Genomic DNA, 16316 nt, shown 5'->3' with positions numbered 1-16316 from the left:
CCGGAGGGCAGGCGTGAAACTCTCGCAGGGGCATCGACTTGTTTGCTCCGCCGGGATGCCCTCGCCGTAAAAGCGATCTGGATCACATGGCGGAGGCCATGTTATTTGCCGCCGCCGGAATGGGTAGCCCCAACAGAGGCGCTTTCGTGCCGATCCAACAATCAACGCAGGAGGCGAATTTTTGATGACTTCATCGGACAAGACGACGGTGCTGGCGCAGTTGCGTGCGCTTCACCAGCTGACCAACACGGAGATCCAGGTCGCCGAAACGCGCATCGCACAAGCGCGTACCGAGGCGGTCGAGCGCGAGCTGACGCAGAACGCGTCGAACGGGCGCGAGCGCTCCGAGGCCATAGAGAAGGCGATCCGTGAGCTCGGCGGTGTCCCGGACATCGTCGGCCCCTTCCTGGGCCGCGCCGCCGCTGCGGTCAAAGCACTGACCGAACAGGCCCAGCCGTTCGACGAGGCGCTTCTGGGTGACCTGGCGCTGGAGGACCAGTTGCTGGACCGCGCCCGCTACCTCAAAGCCCTGGCCGTCGCGGCGCAGCTTCCCGAAATCGAGAGCCTGGCGACGCGGCTGATCACGGCGCATTCGGCGACCGTCGATTGGCTGACGACCGTGCTTGCCGAGGATGCGCTTGGTGGCCCCGCCGCGTTGCGCCGGACACCGCTGCAGGCGGCGGCCGGTACGGCGGTCAAACTGGTGAACCTGCCGGTCGAGTGGTCGGTCCGGGGTGTGGACAGGGCCGCGGACGCGCTGCGTTCGGCCAGGCCGACCTTCAACGAGCTGGTGAGCCGGGGCGCCTACGCCGGTGACGTGGCGACCCGCGCCCTCGCGGCGTCGCGGAACGCCGCTCTCGAGGCGGCCGAAAGGGTCACCCGCAACGAGGGGGCCCGGCAGACGGCCGATGCGCTGCACGCGGCACGCGCCGCAGTAGGGGTGCTCGACGCCGACGAGCTGCCCATCGCCAACTACGACGAGCTCAACGTCAGCGAGGCCGTCGCCGAGGTGAAGGACCTCACCAACCCGAGCGACGTGCGGGCGATCATCGCCTACGAAGAGGCGAACAAGAACCGCCAGCGGGTCGTGTCGGCCGCACAGACGCGTGTCGCCGCGATCGCGCAAGAGGTCGTCGGCATCAACTAGTCGATCAGGCGAATCTGCAAGGCCGCCCGGGCGAGTTCCCTCCGCCCGGGCGGCCTTCGTCGGTCGAGGCGAAGATGCAGTAAAGCAAAGGGTTCCCCGCCGCGGGGCGTCGTCGGGCGTGCCGCGCGCCCCGGGCGTCTTGGCTTTCCCGGGGCATGCCCGACCGCCCGTTTGGAGATATCGCTACGGTTAAGGCACTAACCCCACGTTGGCGATTACGAAAGACGGCTGATCAGCTAAAGATGTACGACCAGGTCAATAGCAGCGCGACGGAGCCCGACGACGTCATCGGCTACCGCATCGATCCCGTGTTGGCCCGGAGTTGGCTCCTGGTGAACGGTGCCCACGCCGACCGGTTCCAGTCCGCGGCACATTCCCGGGCCGACATCGTCGTACTCGACATCGAGGACGCCGTCGCGCCGAAAGACAAGCACACCGCCCGCGACAACGTGGTGAGTTGGCTGGGCGCCGGCAACACCGACTGGGTCCGCGTCAACGGCTTCGGCACCCCGTGGTGGGCGGACGACCTCGCCGCGCTGGCCGGCACTCCGGTGGGCGGGGTGATGCTGGCGATGGTCGAATCGGTGGACCACGTCACCGAGACCGCGCAACGGCTGCCGAACGTGCCGATCGTGGCGCTGGTGGAAACGGCCCGCGGGCTGGAACGCATCACCGAAATAGCCGCGGCGAAGGGCACCTTCCGGCTCGCCTTCGGCATCGGCGATTTCCGCCGCGATACCGGTTTCGGGGAAGACCCGAGCACGCTGGCCTACGCCCGGTCGCGCTTCACCATCGCCGCCAAGGCGGCCAGCCTGCCGAGCGCAATCGACGGACCCACGATCGGCTCCAACGCTTTGAAACTCATCGAAGCCACCGCCGTCTCCGTGGAGTTCGGGATGACGGGCAAAATCTGCCTGACCCCGGATCAATGCGCCGTGGTGAACGAGGGCCTGTCGCCGTCGCAGGACGAAATCTCTTGGGCCAAGGAGTTTTTCGCCGAATTCGAACGCGATGGGGGAGAGATCCGCAACGGCTCCGACCTGCCGCGGATTGCCAGGGCCACCAAGATCCTCGAGCTGGCTCGCGCCTACGACATAGAATCGTCGGAATTCGACGACGAAGAACGGGATCATTCCCCCGCGCCGTCGGACACCTATCACTACTGAGCGGCGGAACGGGTCCGAGATGAGCATTGTGGTGGACTTCCATTTCGACCCGATGTGCCCTTTCGCCTACCAGACCTCGTTGTGGATCCGCGACGTTCGCGAGCAACTGGGCATCACCGTCGACTGGCGATTCTTCAGCCTCGAGGAGGTCAACCGGTCAGAGGGCCAGAAGCACCCGTGGGAGCGGGAGTGGTCGTATGGATGGTCTTTGATGCGCATCGGGGCGCTACTGCGCCGAACGGACATGTCGCTGCTGGATCGCTGGTACGCCGCCATCGGACATGAACTGCACACGCTAGGCGGCAAGCCGCACGATCCCGCGGTTGCCCGGCGCTTGCTGAGTGACATCGGCGCCGAGGCGTCGGTTTTCGATGCGGCGTTGAGCGATCCGACAACCCACGACGAGATACACCGCGACCATCAACGGGTGATCGATGCCGGCGGCTACGGGGTGCCGACCCTGTTCCTGTTGGGACAGTGCCTCTTTGGTCCGGTCCTGGTGGATCCGCCAACCGGGCCGAAAGCCCTGACGCTGTGGAATGTCGTCACCGGCATGGCCGAGTTGCCCCACGTCTACGAGCTGCAGCGGCCCAAGTCCGCGGCCGATGTCGACCTGATCGGTCGAAGTCTGCGTCCCTACCTCGATGGGCGCGACTGGGTCAGCATCAATCGCGGTGAAGTCGTCGACGTCTCGCGGTTCACCGACCAAGGGACCTAGGCCGCATGCCGCGCGAGTGACACTCCGATGCGGATTTCCACCTTGCTGACCGTGATCGCGGGGGCGCGCGGCGGGGCCGTCGATCGGTAGCTCTTGCCGGTCGGCGTCGTGAATAGTGCTCTATGGGTGTGGTTTTCGTCGACACCGGTGCTGACCCGCCAGCCCGCGGCTTCCTTTGTGTAGTTGCAGCTTTCGCACAGACCCAGACCGTTGTCCGCGGTGGTCGGGCCGCCGTCGGCCCACGGCTGTGCGTGGTCGCGGTGCCTGATCGGCGCGCCGCAGTACGGTGTGCGGCAACGCTGATCGCGCAGCCCGATGAAAGTGGCCAGCCCGCGGGGAAAGATGCGTGCCCGCGACTCCATCGCCACCAGCGCTCCGGCCCGGGGGTGCGTATAAAGCCTGCGCAGCGTCGCGCGCGAACGTCGGTCGGTGACAGCGCTGCTGACCATCGCGCGCGCGACCGCCGCGGGGATGGGACCGTAGCCGGAGATGTCGGCCGGCGCATCGTCACCGCCGAGCAGCGTCTCGTCCGATAGCACCAAGTTGACCGCGATCGGAGTCGGGACCGTGGCGCTGCGGCCGGTGACCCTTTCGACCAAGGTGTCTGCCATCACCTGTCCGCGTGAGCGCCCATCACCGCGGGCATCCGCTTCGCGCCGCAGCGCGGCGTACACCGAAACGCCCTGGGCCACAGGGAGTAACGCGGTGAGGTACGTCATCGTGTCGGGCGCCGGCCGAATGATGACCGTGCGTTCCTGCTCGGCCTTGGCCGCCCGCTCGACGACGGCGTGGGGATCCAGCCGGTAGGCGATTGCTTTCGCGGCCGCGGCCACTCGCGCGTCGCCCATGCCGGCCAGGCTCGCCGGGTCGGCGCACAACTCCGCGTCCAATGCGCGGCGGTCGTCGACGTCCAGGCAGGCGCTCTCTCGCACGATCAGCGTCGCGCGCCACTCCGACAGCGCCCCGCATTCCAGCGCCGCCAGGGTGTGCGGCATCTCGTAGACGAGGGCCTTGGCGAAGCCGAGATGCCGGCCGCCCCGCGCGGGGGAATCGCGCCGCGCCAGTGCGACCTCACCGGCCACGCCGCGTCCTCGCCGCGCGGCGGGCACCCCTGCCGCCGCTTCGGAGGCACGACGGGCCGCGTCCAGGGCGGCAGCCGCTCGGGCCTGTTCCGCGGCGGCCGCGCATTTGACCGTCTCCAGCTCCGCGATGCGCTCTATCAGCGCCGATTCGTCGGCCGGCGGGTCACCTTCCGCCAATTCTTCGAACATAAGTTCGATAATAAATGGGGTCACTGACAACGCGTGCGTGGCTACGCTGGCGAGTATGAGCGCCAAGAGTCGGATCCGGGTGGCGCGAGTCTACGAAGACGTCACCCCAGACGAGGGTCAGCGCGTGCTGGTCGACAGAGTCTGGCCGCGCGGAGTGCGCAAGGAGGACCCGCGGGTGGGTATCTGGTGCAAGGAGGTCGCACCTTCGAAGGACCTGCGCGAGTGGTATCAGCACCGGCCCGAACGATTCGACGAATTCGCCTCGCGGTACAGGGCGGAACTGCGGGGTAACGCGGCGCTGGAGGAGCTGCGGAGGCTTACCGGGCGCGGTGTTCTCACCCTGGTGACCGCGACCCGCGATACGGACATCAGCCAGGCGGCCGTTCTCGCGGAGCTGCTGAAAAGCCGCTGAACGCGTGAGACGATCGGGCGATGCGGCTGGGATTGCACGCCCTGGGAATCGGTGCCGGCGCCGACCGCGCGGTGATCGATGCCGTCGCGTCAGCGGCGGACGACTGCGGCTTCGCCACGCTGTGGGTCGGCGAACACGTCGTCATGGTCGACCGGCCCGCCTCTCGCTATCCCTATTCGGATGACGGCGTCATCGCTGTTCCCGCACAAGCGGACTGGCTTGATCCGATGATCGCGCTGAGCTTCGCCGCCGCCGCCTCGTCTCGGATCGGACTGGCGACGGGCGTGCTCCTGCTGCCCGAACACAATCCGGTGGTGGTGGCCAAGCAGGCCGCCAGCCTGGATCGGCTCAGCGGCGGACGGTTGGCATTGGGCATCGGTGTCGGGTGGTCGAAGGAGGAATTCGCCGCGCTTTCAGTGCCTTTCGCCCATCGCGGAGCGCGGACCGCCGAATACGTTGCGGCGATGCGCGCGTTATGGCGTGACGACGTCGCTTCGTTCGACGGTGATTTCGTCTGCTTCGATGCCATTCGTGTCAACCCCAAGCCGGTGCACGATCGTCGGATCCCGATCGTGGTTGGGGGCAATAGCGATTCGGCGCTGCGCCGGGTGGCGACGTGGGGAGACGGCTGGTACGGGTTCAACATCGACGGCGTCGGGGCCGTCCGGGACCGCATCGCCAAACTGGAGCAGCTGTGTGCCGAGGCGGGGCGGGATCATGGGCAGCTGCGGCTGGCGGTGGCGCTGCGCGATCCGGGCGTTGCTGATATCGGCGCCCTCGCCGAGTTGGGCGTTGACGAATTGGTTCTCGTCGCAGCGCCGCCGGACCGGCCCGATGCGGCTGCCGAATGGGTCTCGGAGCTGGCAGAGCAGTGGACGATGGCGGCACCGGCATGAGCGAGGCGGATCCCCTACTGCCGCGGGAATTGACCGACATCCCCGACGAGGTGCGCGCCGTCCCGCCGCCGCCGATACCCACATTGCCCGAGCCGTACGGTTTGCGTCTCGTCGACCCGGACGCCGACGCCGAGATGATCGCCGAGTGGATGAACCGGCCGCACCTGGTGGAAGCGTGGGAGTCCGCGTGGCCGATGACGCGCTGGCGTAATTATCTGCGGGCGCAGCTCCGAGGCGGCTTCTCCCGCCCACTCATCGCGACGCTCGATGGAACGGACCGCGCTTACATCGAATTGTACCGAGCGGCAAAGGATTCCATCGCCACTCGGTACGATTACGATGCGCACGATCTGGGTCTGCATGTCGCGGTGGCCGATTTGGATTACATCAAGCGGGGACACGTCAGTTACCTGCTGCCGCATTTGGTGGGCAGCATCTTGGGCCTTGATCCGCGATGTCGGCGCATCATGTTCGATCCCGACCACCGCAATGTCTTGGCGCGCAAATTCTGCGAGCGGGGCGGCTGCGCATTCCTCGGCGAGCACGACATGTCGAACCGGCGGATGGCGCTCTATGTGCTGCCCCGGACGCCCGACGACGTTCCCCAGGGGTGACTCAAAGCCGCTCGGCAATCGACTGCGCGAGGAGCGCCGCCGCCTCACCGAGCACGACGCTGACGACGATGTTGGCGAACGCCGCGCGCACCTGTCGCTCCTCGCCGAGCCGCTGAGTTTCCAGCATCCAGGTGGAAAACGTGGTGTAGGCGCCGACGAAGGCGGTGCCGGCCAACAGGGCCGCCTCCTTGCTCAGCACCAGGCCGCCGAGAAATCCGAGCAGCGCGGCGCCGCTGATGTTCACGACCAGCGTGCCGAACGGAAAGGATTGGGCGACCCGGCGGGCCACCGCGCGGTCGACCACAAAGCGCAGCACCGACCCGACGCCGCCGATCAGCGCGACCCCAGCCCATACCGCAGCCGTCGTGACCGCGCCCGCCGTCATCCGCGGATCCGTACCCGGCGCACCAATTTGGTGGCCAAGTGCACCGCCAGCAAGCCCAAGGTGATGCTGGTGAGGGTGTAGCCCGCGGCCAGCGTCCAATGGCCGTGCTCGATCATCCTCAGCGTCTCGACCTGCATCGTGGAGAACGTGGTGAGCCCGCCGCACAATCCGGTGCCCAGCAGGGGGCGCCGGTAACTCGACAGCGGCAATCGCTCGAGCAGTCGGGTGGTGAAGTACCCCAGCAGGAAGGCGCCAACGATGTTCACCGTGAACGTCGGCCACGGCCATTTCGCTGGATCACCCGCGGCGAGCGTGCCCAGGCCGGCCCGGGCGAGGGAACCCAGCGCCCCGCCGGCGAAAACCGCGGCCAACTCGCGATAGTCGTGTGCCACGCGCGATCCCTTCCCCTTGCCAGGACTTACCGGTAAGTGAATCCGGGACGTCAGAAAAGTACCTGACAAGTCAGCGAGGTGCGCCACGGGCAGAATTGAGAACCATGGCCCACCCCCGCGCCGGTCAGCCGGCCCAGCCCGAAGACCTTGTCGATTTGCCTCACCTGGTGACGGCCTACTACTCGATCCAGCCCGATGCCGACGACGTCGCACAGCAGGTGGTGTTCGGCACGTCAGGCCACCGCGGGTCCGCGCTCAACGGGGCGTTCAACGAGGCCCACATCCTCGCCATTACCCAAGCCATCGTCGAATACCGCACCGCCCACGGCACCACCGGACCGTTGTTCATCGGCCGTGACACGCATGGCCTTTCCGAGCCGGCCTGGGTGTCGGCGCTGGAGGTCCTCGCGGCCAATGATGTAGCGGCCGTCATCGACTCCCGCGATCGCTACACCCCGACACCGGCGATCAGCCACGCGATCCTCACCTACAACCGTGGCCGCAGCGAAGCGCTGGCCGACGGGATCGTCGTGACGCCGTCGCACAACCCGCCGTCGGACGGCGGCTTCAAGTACAACCCGCCCAACGGCGGCCCCGCGGATACCGACGCGACGAACGCAATTGCCAAGCGCGCCAACGAAATTCTCCGTGACGGCTCCGGGGTGAGGCGGGTGCCATTCGCGCGAGCGCTGCAGTCCGTCCAGCGGCACGACTACCTGGGCAACTACGTCGACGACCTGCCCAACGTGGTCGACATCGATGCGATCCGCGCGGCCGGCGTGCGGATCGGGGCGGATCCGCTCGGCGGGGCGAGCGTCGACTACTGGGGTGAGATCGCGCAGCGGCACCGTCTGGACCTGACCGTGGTCAACCCGCTGGTCGACGCGACGTGGCGGTTCATGACGCTCGATCACGACGGCAAGATCCGGATGGACTGCAGTTCGCCCGACGCGATGGCCGGGCTCATCGCCAACCGCGACCGCTACCAGATCGCCACCGGCAACGACGCGGACTCCGACCGGCACGGCATCGTCACCCCGGACGCCGGCCTGATGAACCCGAACCACTACCTGGCGGTGGCCATCGACTATCTGTACACGCACCGGCCGTCGTGGCCGGAGGGCATCGCCGTCGGCAAGACGGCGGTCAGTTCGTCGATCATCGACCGGGTGGTCGCCGGCATCGGCCGCAAGCTCGTCGAGGTGCCCGTCGGGTTCAAGTGGTTTGTCGACGGCCTGATCGGCGGCACCATCGGGTTCGGCGGCGAGGAATCCGCGGGCGCGTCGTTCCTGCGGCGCGACGGCTCGGTGTGGACCACCGACAAGGACGGCATCATCCTCGCGCTGCTGGCCTCCGAGATCCTGGCCGTCACCGGGTCCACGCCGTCGCAGCGGTACCAGCAGCTGACCGCCGAATACGGCACACCCTTCTACGCGCGGGTCGACGCACCCGCAGACCGCGACCAAAAAGCCCGGCTGGCCAAGCTCTCGCCCGAGCAGGTGACCGCGACCGAGGTGGCCGGCGAGCCGATCACCGCGAAACTCACCGCCGCGCCCGGCAACGGCGCGGCGCTGGGCGGATTGAAGGTGACGACCGCCAACGCATGGTTTGCCGCGCGGCCGTCCGGCACCGAGGACGTGTACAAAATCTACGCGGAATCCTTCAATGGCCCCGAGCATTTGGCGGAGGTGCAGGAAGCCGCGCGCGAGGTGGTTAATAAAGTCATTGGGTGACTCTTTCCCCCAGGCTTACCCGTTCGCGAGAATGTGGTTCCCGTTCTCCGCGGCTGCCGCGCGAAGTCTGGATCCTGAGCTGGGCGAATGTCATGGTCGCGCTGGGCTATGGCGTCATCTCGCCGGCGATGCCCGCTTTCGCCCATACCTTCGGGGTCAGCATCAAGGCGGTGACTTTCTTGGTCACCGTCTTTTCGTTGAGCCGGTTGTGTTTTGCCCCGGTGAGCGGGGTGCTGGTGCAGCGGTTGGGCGAGCGCCGGATTTACATCGGTGGTTTGCTGATCGTGGCGTTGTCCACCATCGCGTGCGCGTATTCGCAGGCCTATTGGCAACTACTGGCTTTCCGGGCCATCAGCGGCATCGGCTCGACGATGTTTTACGTCTCGGCGTTGGGGCTGATGATCCACATCAGCCCGCCCGATGCGCGCGGACGGATCGCCGGGTTGTTCACCACGTCGTTCATGGTGGGCGCGGTCGGCGGCCCGGCCGTCGGCGGCCTGACCGCGGGGTGGGGGTTGACCGCGCCATTCATCGTGTACGGCATCGCGATGCTGGGGGTTGCGGCGGTGTTGTTTTATGGCCTGCGGCATTCGGAGCTCGCCGCGCCCCGTCCGCCGACACGGTCCACGGTGACGATGCGCCAGGCGCTGCGATTCCGCGCCTATTGGGCAGCGCTGTTGGCCAATTTCGCGACCGGCTGGGCGGCGTTTGGGCTGCGCGTCGCGCTGGTGCCGCTGTTTCTCTCCGACGTCATGGGCGAAAGCGTCGGAATGATCGGGGTGGCACTGGCGGCCTTCGCGGCCGGCAACGCCGTGGCCGTCGTTCCCAGCGGCTACCTGTCCGACCGAATGGGACGGCGCACGTTGTTGATCATCGGCCTGGCGACGTCCGGCGTGGCGACCGCCGCACTGGGAGTCGTGTCGTCGTTGCCGGCGTTCATGGTCGCCGCGGCGGTATCCGGTGCGACCACAGGCGTTTTCATGTCGCCGATGCAGGCCGCGGTGGCGGACATTCTCGGCAGCGAGGCGCGCGCTGGAATGCCGGTGGCGGCGGTGCAGATGCTGTCCGATCTGGGTGCCATCGTCGGCTCCGTGACGGTCGGTTGGGCCGCCGAGGAATTGAGCTTCGGTTGGGGCTTCGGCATCAGCGGGATTGTCCTGGTGATCGCCGCAGCCGGTTGGATTCTGGCGCCGGAGACGCGGACGCTGATCCATCCGGAGCACGGCTTGGCGGAGCCCCAAGCGGACGGCGAGGCGGCCTGAACAGCAACTTTGAACCAGGGTGGCGGTTGGTGTAGCTTCGATTGGCACGACTTGGGGCTATGGCGCAGCTGGTAGCGCACCACACTGGCAGTGTGGGGGTCAGGGGTTCGAGTCCCCTTAGCTCCACTTGACATAGAACGGCTCTGACCTCTGATCAGGGCCGTTCGGTCATTTTGCGGTCGGTCTCGGTTTGTCGCCGAATGTCCTAACTCTGTCCTATCGCTTTCGAGAGCACCGCCGACGCGGCGAACAGCGGGGAGTTGGCGCGAAGTACGGTCCGATGCTGGATCTAGCTTCCGAGTGGCACATAGAGGTTGCCAACGAAGTGGTCCGAGATCCTGGCGTTGGCCCGCAACCTGTTGAACCCGATTGGGGAGGTGGGGATGCCGCGCCTTGGTTCGGGTTGATCCCGACCCATTGGCGAAGGCCAGGTTGGACGCTCGGCGGAACCGTAGTATCCGGAACGTGGATATCCTCTCGGAAGAGCAATACGCGGTGCTGGGCTTCATCGCGGCATGTAACCGCAGCGGGTACAGCCCGAAGGCCGCAGAGGTGACGTTGTGGCGGAAGCGGCCTATCCCTGCCCCGGCTGAGTACCGCACCTTCCAGCGTGGCCCCATCAGCTCGTTGGGGGCACTGGGACAGGTGAGTGCCCTTACCCGGATGATCGACACGACCTATTCTCAGTACGTCAGGTCGTTCGCAAAGCTGGCGGGCGTGTTCTACGACGAGGGCACGTCACGGGAACTGATTAAGGCTGCCGAGTCTGTCATCGACCACCTGGTGTATCTGGGATGGCTCGAGAAAGTGACTGATTCGGGCGAGGATTCTCGGTTGCGGCTTACCGACATTGGAAACGCGCTGCTACGGGATCGTGAGAGAGAAGCCGCGACCGAAGACGATGTGAGTGTTGTGGTTTTGGGCAACGGCGATCCCCTGGCTTACCCGCTGATGGTGGGGCAACTCGCCAACGCAGGAGCCGGGTATCTGGTCGACCCGTATTTGAAACTAGACGTTCTGCACATGGTCGTGATGAACACGCACCTAACGCGGGTGCTCGTGTCGCCGAAAACTGGTAAGGGCGTACTTCCGGCGATGCGGACTTATCTCGACAGCCCGAGTCTGGCGCGCCGGGTGGAGCTGAGAGAGTCCGGCGGCCTGCATGACCGGTATGTGTTCGCAGAAGACAAGAGTGCGTTCATGCTTGGTACTTCCCTGAACGGTGTTGGGAAGACGACTACGGTCCTAGTGCCGATTCCGTCGCCTGCGCGCGAAACTCTGCGGGATACCTACGAGCGGCTTTGGGAGGAAGCAACGCTCATAGGGCCGCGGCCTGTATCCGACGAGGAAGAGGAGAGCGACGCGGATGACGGCGGCAGCGAGGAGCGGCAAGAACCCCAATAGCTTTTCAGAGCCGTTGTGGCGCGCTTGTGGTGTGTTTTGTTTGGGTCATCAGGTGGTGAAAAGTCGTCAGCAAGCCCCTGGGTCGGGCTGTTTCCCCTAACTCTGTCCTATCGCTGTCGAGAGCACCGCCGACGCGGCGGTGAGCCGGTCGTCGGTTACGCGCCCGTAGACGGCCTGCGTCATGCGCTCGGTGTGGCCGTGCCAGGCGGCGACCACATCGGCGGCGATGCCCGCCGCGCGCATCCGAGAGATGTTGGAGTGCCGCAGCTTTCCGAGTGGGATCGCCTTGAGCCCCGCAGCTTTGCGCTGAGCGGTGAACTCGCGGCTGTAGTCGCGCACCGGCAACGGTGTGCCGTCGGCTCGCGACAGTAACAGGTCGCCGTCAGCGAGCGGCGCGCCCACGGCTAGGCGCTCGCGCAGGTGGGCCGTGCGCATGGCCTTGAGCATTGCCAGCTCGCGCGGCGGCAGCGGCAGATCACGGGCACTGCGGTCGGTCTTGGTCGGCACGATCGTGTCGCGCCCGTTGACGTCGACCCGAGCCTGTCGGATGCGCAGCGCGCCGGCATCGAGGTCGAGGTCCGACCACCGCAGCCCGCCGACCTCTTCGCGCCGCAGCCCGAGCAGCGTGAGCGCGAAGCACCCGGCGAGGCGGTGGGGCGCGACGTGATCGAGAAACTTGCCCATCTGCGCCGGCGTCCAGATGTCTTCGGCGGCGGTGGCGGTGACCGACTTCTGCTCGGGCGAGTCGAGATCCGCCGAGGGATCATAGGTCAACCAGCGCATCCGTTTCGCGTGTGCCATCACCGATTTGAGCCGGACGATCGCGCGGCGCTTGGTGGCCGGTGCTAGCGCCTTGCCACCCCTACCGGTCAGCGCGGCCGACCAATCCGCCAGCGCGGCCGGCGTGAGCTTCTGGACCGGCACCGCACCGAACGCCCGGCGCGCGTAGGCCAGCGACTCGCGATCTGCGCGAACGGTGTTCGGCCCGATCGACGGGTCAGCCGCGCGCAGCTTGAGCCAGTGGTCGGCGACCTCATCGAACGTCTGGACCGACTTCGGTGCCCACGTCGCCGACGCCCACTGCTGGCGCTGCTCGGTCACCCACTGCTGAGCCTCGCCCTTGGTGCGAAACACCTTGGTAGGCCGGACCTGCTTGCCGGTCACCGGATCGGTGCCTAGCGTCGGCCGCGCCCGCCATCCCTTGCCGTTCGATAGGCGCTTGATCGAGCTGTCGGTGCGGTCGCCGCGCTGCTTGGGCTGTGTGTTGTCGGTGGTCATCGGTCGGTCTCCTGGTCGGTGGTGGCGGTGGTGTCGCGCTGCTGTGGTTGTGGTCGTTTCGGTAGTGGCTCGTCGTTAAACCAGCCCTCGGCGCGGGCTCTCTTGAGTAGCCGGTCAACTGTCGTCTTGCTGATGTTGAGCTTTTCGGCCACGGTCGGGCGCACCGGCAGGCCGAGCGCGATGGCGTTATTGGCGATCTGGGCCGCTTCGTACACCTTGGGGGCGGGGTTGTCTGGCTGGCTGTGCGTTTCGGCGATGTCGTCAACGAATCCGAACAGACCGCCGGCGCGGTCGATCCATTGCGCGGCGCTGTAGGCCAATCTTCGCGTCGGCACTGCGCGCACCACCGCATAGTCGACCGTCGCGCCGTCATCGGCGGTGATCGTCAGCTCAGTGAGGCGCGGGCCTGACCGGCTGGTCGAGATCCGCACGGCGTAGGTAAACGGGTGTCCTACCAGGCGAATTGCCACGCGCTCGTCAGGCTCCGGCACCCGTTGAAACGGGCCGGAGCGTTTGCCCGCAAGCGGGTCGGGGTCGGCGTAGTCGACCCGCTCGACGTCGCCGCGCTGCGGGTCTGGCGGTGAGTCACCACTTCGTTTGACCATGTTGGTGACTCTACAGTCTGGACATTCACCGCACAAACACCGACTCTGGGGGAATGGAGTCAACCGCTACCACCAAGACCGTGCCCACGCTGGATGAATTGCGCAGCGGGCCACCGACTATCAGCATCGAGCAGGCCGCGCGCTACCTCGGCGTCAGTTGCGCATACGGCTATTCGATGGCCCGCGAGGGCCGGCTGCCCACGATTCAGCTCGGCTCCCGCCGGGTACGGGTGCCCGCGCTGGCGCTGCTCAAGATGCTTGGCGGCTCCGAGTGAGCCGATGACCACCACCGAGACCGCCGGCGGCCCGCGACACCACGAAGCCGATCATCTGCGGGCTGCCGGCGGTCGGTCCCTTGGCAGGTACGCGCTGATCTGCCATGACCCCGAGGGCCGAGGCGCCGCGACGTACTGGGATAGCCGCGAAGAGGCGCGCCAGGCCGAGGCTGAGCTGGCTCCATGCGGGCCGCGCTGCGGCGGAGTGCACACCGTGGTCGACCGCGATCCACCGCCGCACCACCCGGCAGTGCTCGGCTTGCCGCGAAGCCTGCCGGCCGCGAATCACTAACGGCGACAACGCCTACCAAGGTCGGCGTTGTCGAGTCGGGTCAGCCGGCGCGTGCACCCCCATGTGATCCGATCACCCCAGCCGCACCGACCACCACGACACCCCTGAGAGGAGGTACACCATGACCGCCACGACCACCGAGGGCGACCGGCTGATCGGCCTGTCCGAGGCCGGCAAGCGGATCGGCGTGAGCCGTTGGACAATTCGCCAACGAATCGTCGCGGGCCTGCTGCCGGGATACCGGACCAGTCCGACCTCGGAGCTACGGGTGAAGGCCAGCGACGTCGATGCGCTGCTGATCCGCGTCACGCCGGAATCCGTTGCCGCACAGCTTGACAGACCCTAGAGGCGGCGACGCCGCCCGGTACTTGGCCTCGACCGAGCGGCATCTCCCCGAACCACCTACTCACCCGACAGGAAAAGCAGTGACCCACAGGCAGAATACCTCTAAGGTCGGCAACCGCGCCGGATCACTGAGCGTCAACGGCCGCAACGGGCGCGACCCGTTTAGCGACGGATTGGACGACACCAGCACCGTGCGCGAGATCCTGACTGACGAGTCGGGCAGGAGTGACCCCGCGCCGGCGATCCCGGTTCTCATGGTCGCCGACCGGCTGGGCGCGGAGCCTGGCGATGAGATCGCCCCGTACCTGTCTCCGACGCAGTGGGAGGCCTTGCGGCGGTTCGGACGCCGCTATGGCGTCGCCATCGTCGCCCCCAGCGCAATCACCGAACGCGAAGGCACTCGCTTTGAGGAGCTGGACGCGATCCCGCCGGGCCTCGCGGTGGCGATCTGCCCCGAGCTGGAAGGCGTCACTCGCGTCGAAGTCGCCGAGTTCGTCGGCGAGTCGGTGTTGTATGACATCGCCGACCCCGAGGCCGCGCTGGCGGCGCTGACCGAACAGGCCGACGCCCGCCGGCGCGAGCGCGGCCAGGAGCAGCAGCGGCTCAAAAAGGTCAGCGTCGCGGCGCACACCGCTTACAGCCTGGCCGAGGTCGAACGCGGCTGCGGACCAGAGTTCGCCGATGCCGCCCGGCAGATGATCGAGCGGCACAACCGCGACACCTGGAACATGGGCAACGCCGCCCGCAAGCTGCGCCGCGAGGAGCACAACTACCTGGTGACCGCCGGCGAGCTGGTCAAGCTAGCGCCGGGCATGCCGGTCGAGACAATCAAGGCGCTGACGGCGGCGAGCGCCGAGGACCACAGCGCGGCGTGGGCGGAGCTGGCCGACGCGCGGGCACTGCACAAGGCCGGCGGTGCCACCGCCCGCGAGCCAGTGGGCAAGCGGTGGCGCACCCTCGATGAGCTGGACAACCTGCCTGGCACCGAGTGGCTGGTGGGCAAGCTGTTGCCCGCCGCGTCGCTGGCGCATTTGATCGGTATGTCTCAGTCGCTCAAGAGCTTTGTCGCTCTGGACATGGCGCTGTCGCTGGCGACCGGCACTCCGTTCGTCGGATCGGCCCGCTTCGGCGTCAGCGCGCCGGTGCCGGTGATCTACGTCGTCGGCGAGGGTGTTCGCGGGGTATCCAAGCGGGTGCGGGCCTGGTGCCAGCAGCGCGGCATCGACCGCCGGCGCGCGCTCGCCAACCTGACCGTGTTGGAAGGCGCGGCGCAGCTCGGCTCGCAGCGCGACATGGATGACGTGACCGCGAAGGTGATGGAGACCGGCGCGGCGCTGGTGGTGTTCGATACCCAGGCGCGCTGCACCGTTGGACTGGAAGAGAACTCGGCCACCGACCAGGGGCGGGCCGTCGCGCGGATCGACGCACTTATGCGCCGCACGGGCGCGGCGGTGCTGGTGCTGCACCACACCACCAAGGCCGATCCGCGCAACGCGCGCGGCTCGGTGGCGTGGCTGAACGCGGTTGACGTTCAACTGATCGCGCTACGTGATGATCCGACCGCGATGGCCGTGACGATCGAGGTCGGCAAGATGAAAGACGAAGCGGTCGAAGGGCCTTACCCGCTGAGCGCGGTCAAGGTCACGCTGCCCGCCGGCGGTGAGTCCCTGGTGCTCGCGCCTGGCGCTGATCCGCACGCCGGCGAGTTCGACCCCGACCTGCCGATGGAGAAGTGGACCGGCAAGGGGGCGGCGCACGTCAAGGCGATATACGAACTGGCCCAGGAGCATTGCATCCCGGGCGAGGGACTGACCCAGACGCGGCTGGCCAAGGCCGCCGCCGAGGTCATCCGCGAGGAGCCCACCGCCAGCGGCAAGCCCCGCAAGGTGCGACGGGTATGCAGCTTCAACACCGCCGAGGCCGCGATCAAGCTGCTATGCGACCACGGCAAGCTGATCGTTGCGCGGCGTGATCCGCTCGGGCACACCTACCACGAACCGGACGCCTATCCAGCGCCGGACCCCACCGCCATGAACGCGCTGACCGAAGGCGACGGCGGCACCTCCTCGCCGGCCCCGTGACCCAACGACACGGGCCGGAAACATGCTCTGAGCTGCGAAT

18 protein-coding genes and 1 tRNA gene are annotated in these 16316 nt (G+C 67.2%); 14 read left to right on the top strand and 5 right to left on the bottom strand.

Going from position 1 to position 16316, the window contains the following annotated elements:
• The first annotated feature begins 184 nt into the window (after positions 1-184).
• From A5773_RS01425 to A5773_RS01415, 3 genes are all read left to right on the top strand, one after another.
• Positions 185-1147, top strand: a complete 963-nt coding sequence (locus A5773_RS01425; protein ID WP_066952228.1) for a hypothetical protein — start codon at positions 185-187, stop codon at positions 1145-1147.
• A gap of 242 nt (positions 1148-1389) precedes the next feature.
• A complete protein-coding gene (locus tag A5773_RS01420; RefSeq protein ID WP_066952229.1) occupies positions 1390-2313 on the top strand; it encodes a CoA ester lyase in 924 nt (307 codons plus the stop codon).
• 19 nt (positions 2314-2332) lie between these two features.
• Complete coding sequence (locus tag A5773_RS01415) at positions 2333-3031, top strand: DsbA family protein (RefSeq protein ID WP_066952231.1); 699 nt, start codon at positions 2333-2335, stop codon at positions 3029-3031.
• Here the strand turns inward: A5773_RS01415 and A5773_RS01410 are convergent.
• A complete protein-coding gene (locus tag A5773_RS01410; protein WP_067789068.1) occupies positions 3028-4302 on the bottom strand; it encodes an HNH endonuclease signature motif containing protein in 1275 nt (424 codons plus the stop codon). The two genes, A5773_RS01415 and A5773_RS01410, sit on opposite strands and share 4 nt — an antisense overlap.
• A 55-nt stretch (positions 4303-4357) precedes the next feature.
• On the opposite strand from A5773_RS01410, the gene A5773_RS01405 reads away from it, so the two are divergent.
• From A5773_RS01405 to A5773_RS01395, 3 genes are read left to right on the top strand one after another with little or no spacing between them, the layout of a single operon-like run.
• Positions 4358-4714 (top strand): DUF488 domain-containing protein, encoded by a 357-nt coding sequence (locus tag A5773_RS01405; RefSeq protein WP_066952235.1) that lies wholly within the window; start codon positions 4358-4360, stop codon positions 4712-4714.
• A gap of 20 nt (positions 4715-4734) precedes the next feature.
• On the top strand, positions 4735-5610 hold the full coding sequence (locus tag A5773_RS01400; protein ID WP_066952237.1) for an LLM class F420-dependent oxidoreductase: 876 nt from the start codon (positions 4735-4737) through the stop codon (positions 5608-5610).
• Positions 5607-6224 (top strand): GNAT family N-acetyltransferase, encoded by a 618-nt coding sequence (locus tag A5773_RS01395; RefSeq protein ID WP_066952647.1) that lies wholly within the window; start codon positions 5607-5609, stop codon positions 6222-6224. The genes A5773_RS01400 and A5773_RS01395 overlap by 4 nt, the downstream gene beginning before the upstream one ends.
• A gap of 1 nt (position 6225) precedes the next feature.
• Here A5773_RS01395 and crcB (A5773_RS01390) read toward each other — a convergent pair whose 3' ends face one another.
• Together crcB (A5773_RS01390) and crcB (A5773_RS01385) are read right to left on the bottom strand one after the other, a co-directional pair.
• Complete coding sequence (crcB, locus tag A5773_RS01390) at positions 6226-6609, bottom strand: fluoride efflux transporter CrcB (RefSeq protein WP_067265811.1); 384 nt, start codon at positions 6607-6609, stop codon at positions 6226-6228.
• Positions 6606-7001 (bottom strand): fluoride efflux transporter CrcB, encoded by a 396-nt coding sequence (gene crcB, locus A5773_RS01385; protein WP_066952241.1) that lies wholly within the window; start codon positions 6999-7001, stop codon positions 6606-6608. The genes crcB (A5773_RS01390) and crcB (A5773_RS01385) overlap by 4 nt, the downstream gene beginning before the upstream one ends.
• 104 nt (positions 7002-7105) lie before the next feature.
• On the opposite strand from crcB (A5773_RS01385), the gene pgm reads away from it, so the two are divergent.
• The 4 genes from pgm to A5773_RS01365 all read left to right on the top strand — a co-directional run bounded on the left by pgm (position 7106) and on the right by A5773_RS01365 (position 11400).
• A complete protein-coding gene (gene pgm / locus A5773_RS01380) occupies positions 7106-8734 on the top strand; it encodes a phosphoglucomutase (alpha-D-glucose-1,6-bisphosphate-dependent) (RefSeq protein ID WP_067265813.1) in 1629 nt (542 codons plus the stop codon).
• 92 nt (positions 8735-8826) lie between these two features.
• A complete protein-coding gene (locus A5773_RS01375) occupies positions 8827-9996 on the top strand; it encodes an MFS transporter (protein ID WP_067789066.1) in 1170 nt (389 codons plus the stop codon).
• Between the two features lie 53 nt (positions 9997-10049).
• Positions 10050-10122 (top strand) — tRNA-Ala (locus A5773_RS01370).
• 339 nt (positions 10123-10461) lie between these two features.
• Positions 10462-11400 carry a hypothetical protein gene (locus A5773_RS01365; protein WP_067789063.1) on the top strand — a complete coding sequence of 313 codons (939 nt, stop codon included), beginning with the start codon at positions 10462-10464 and terminating at the stop codon, positions 11398-11400.
• Positions 11401-11496: 96 nt separating this feature from the next.
• Here the strand turns inward: A5773_RS01365 and A5773_RS01360 are convergent, their stop codons facing one another.
• Both A5773_RS01360 and A5773_RS01355 read right to left on the bottom strand, forming a co-directional pair.
• Positions 11497-12678, bottom strand: coding sequence for a tyrosine-type recombinase/integrase (locus A5773_RS01360; RefSeq protein WP_067789060.1), 1182 nt, complete (start codon positions 12676-12678; stop codon positions 11497-11499).
• A complete protein-coding gene (locus tag A5773_RS01355) occupies positions 12675-13283 on the bottom strand; it encodes a hypothetical protein (RefSeq protein ID WP_067789057.1) in 609 nt (202 codons plus the stop codon). The genes A5773_RS01360 and A5773_RS01355 overlap by 4 nt, the downstream gene beginning before the upstream one ends.
• 53 nt (positions 13284-13336) lie before the next feature.
• Between A5773_RS01355 and A5773_RS01350 the strand changes: the two genes are divergently transcribed.
• From A5773_RS01350 to A5773_RS01335, 4 genes are all read left to right on the top strand, one after another.
• The gene (locus A5773_RS01350; protein WP_067789054.1) at positions 13337-13558 is read left to right on the top strand and encodes an AlpA family transcriptional regulator; all 222 of its coding nucleotides are present in this window, start codon (positions 13337-13339) and stop codon (positions 13556-13558) included.
• Positions 13559-13562: 4 nt separating this feature from the next.
• On the top strand, positions 13563-13850 hold the full coding sequence (locus tag A5773_RS01345) for a hypothetical protein (protein ID WP_067789051.1): 288 nt from the start codon (positions 13563-13565) through the stop codon (positions 13848-13850).
• Positions 13851-13971: 121 nt separating this feature from the next.
• The gene (locus A5773_RS01340) at positions 13972-14196 is read left to right on the top strand and encodes an AlpA family transcriptional regulator (RefSeq protein ID WP_067789048.1); all 225 of its coding nucleotides are present in this window, start codon (positions 13972-13974) and stop codon (positions 14194-14196) included.
• A gap of 79 nt (positions 14197-14275) precedes the next feature.
• The gene (locus tag A5773_RS01335; RefSeq protein ID WP_067789045.1) at positions 14276-16276 is read left to right on the top strand and encodes an AAA family ATPase; all 2001 of its coding nucleotides are present in this window, start codon (positions 14276-14278) and stop codon (positions 16274-16276) included.
• Positions 16277-16316 lie beyond the last annotated feature (40 nt).

Source organism: Mycobacterium sp. 852014-52450_SCH5900713, from assembly GCF_001667075.1.
Taxonomy (GTDB): Bacteria; Actinomycetota; Actinomycetes; order Mycobacteriales; family Mycobacteriaceae; genus Mycobacterium.
Note: the sequence above shows the minus strand (reverse complement) of the source record. Positions and strands in the feature narration are given on the sequence as shown.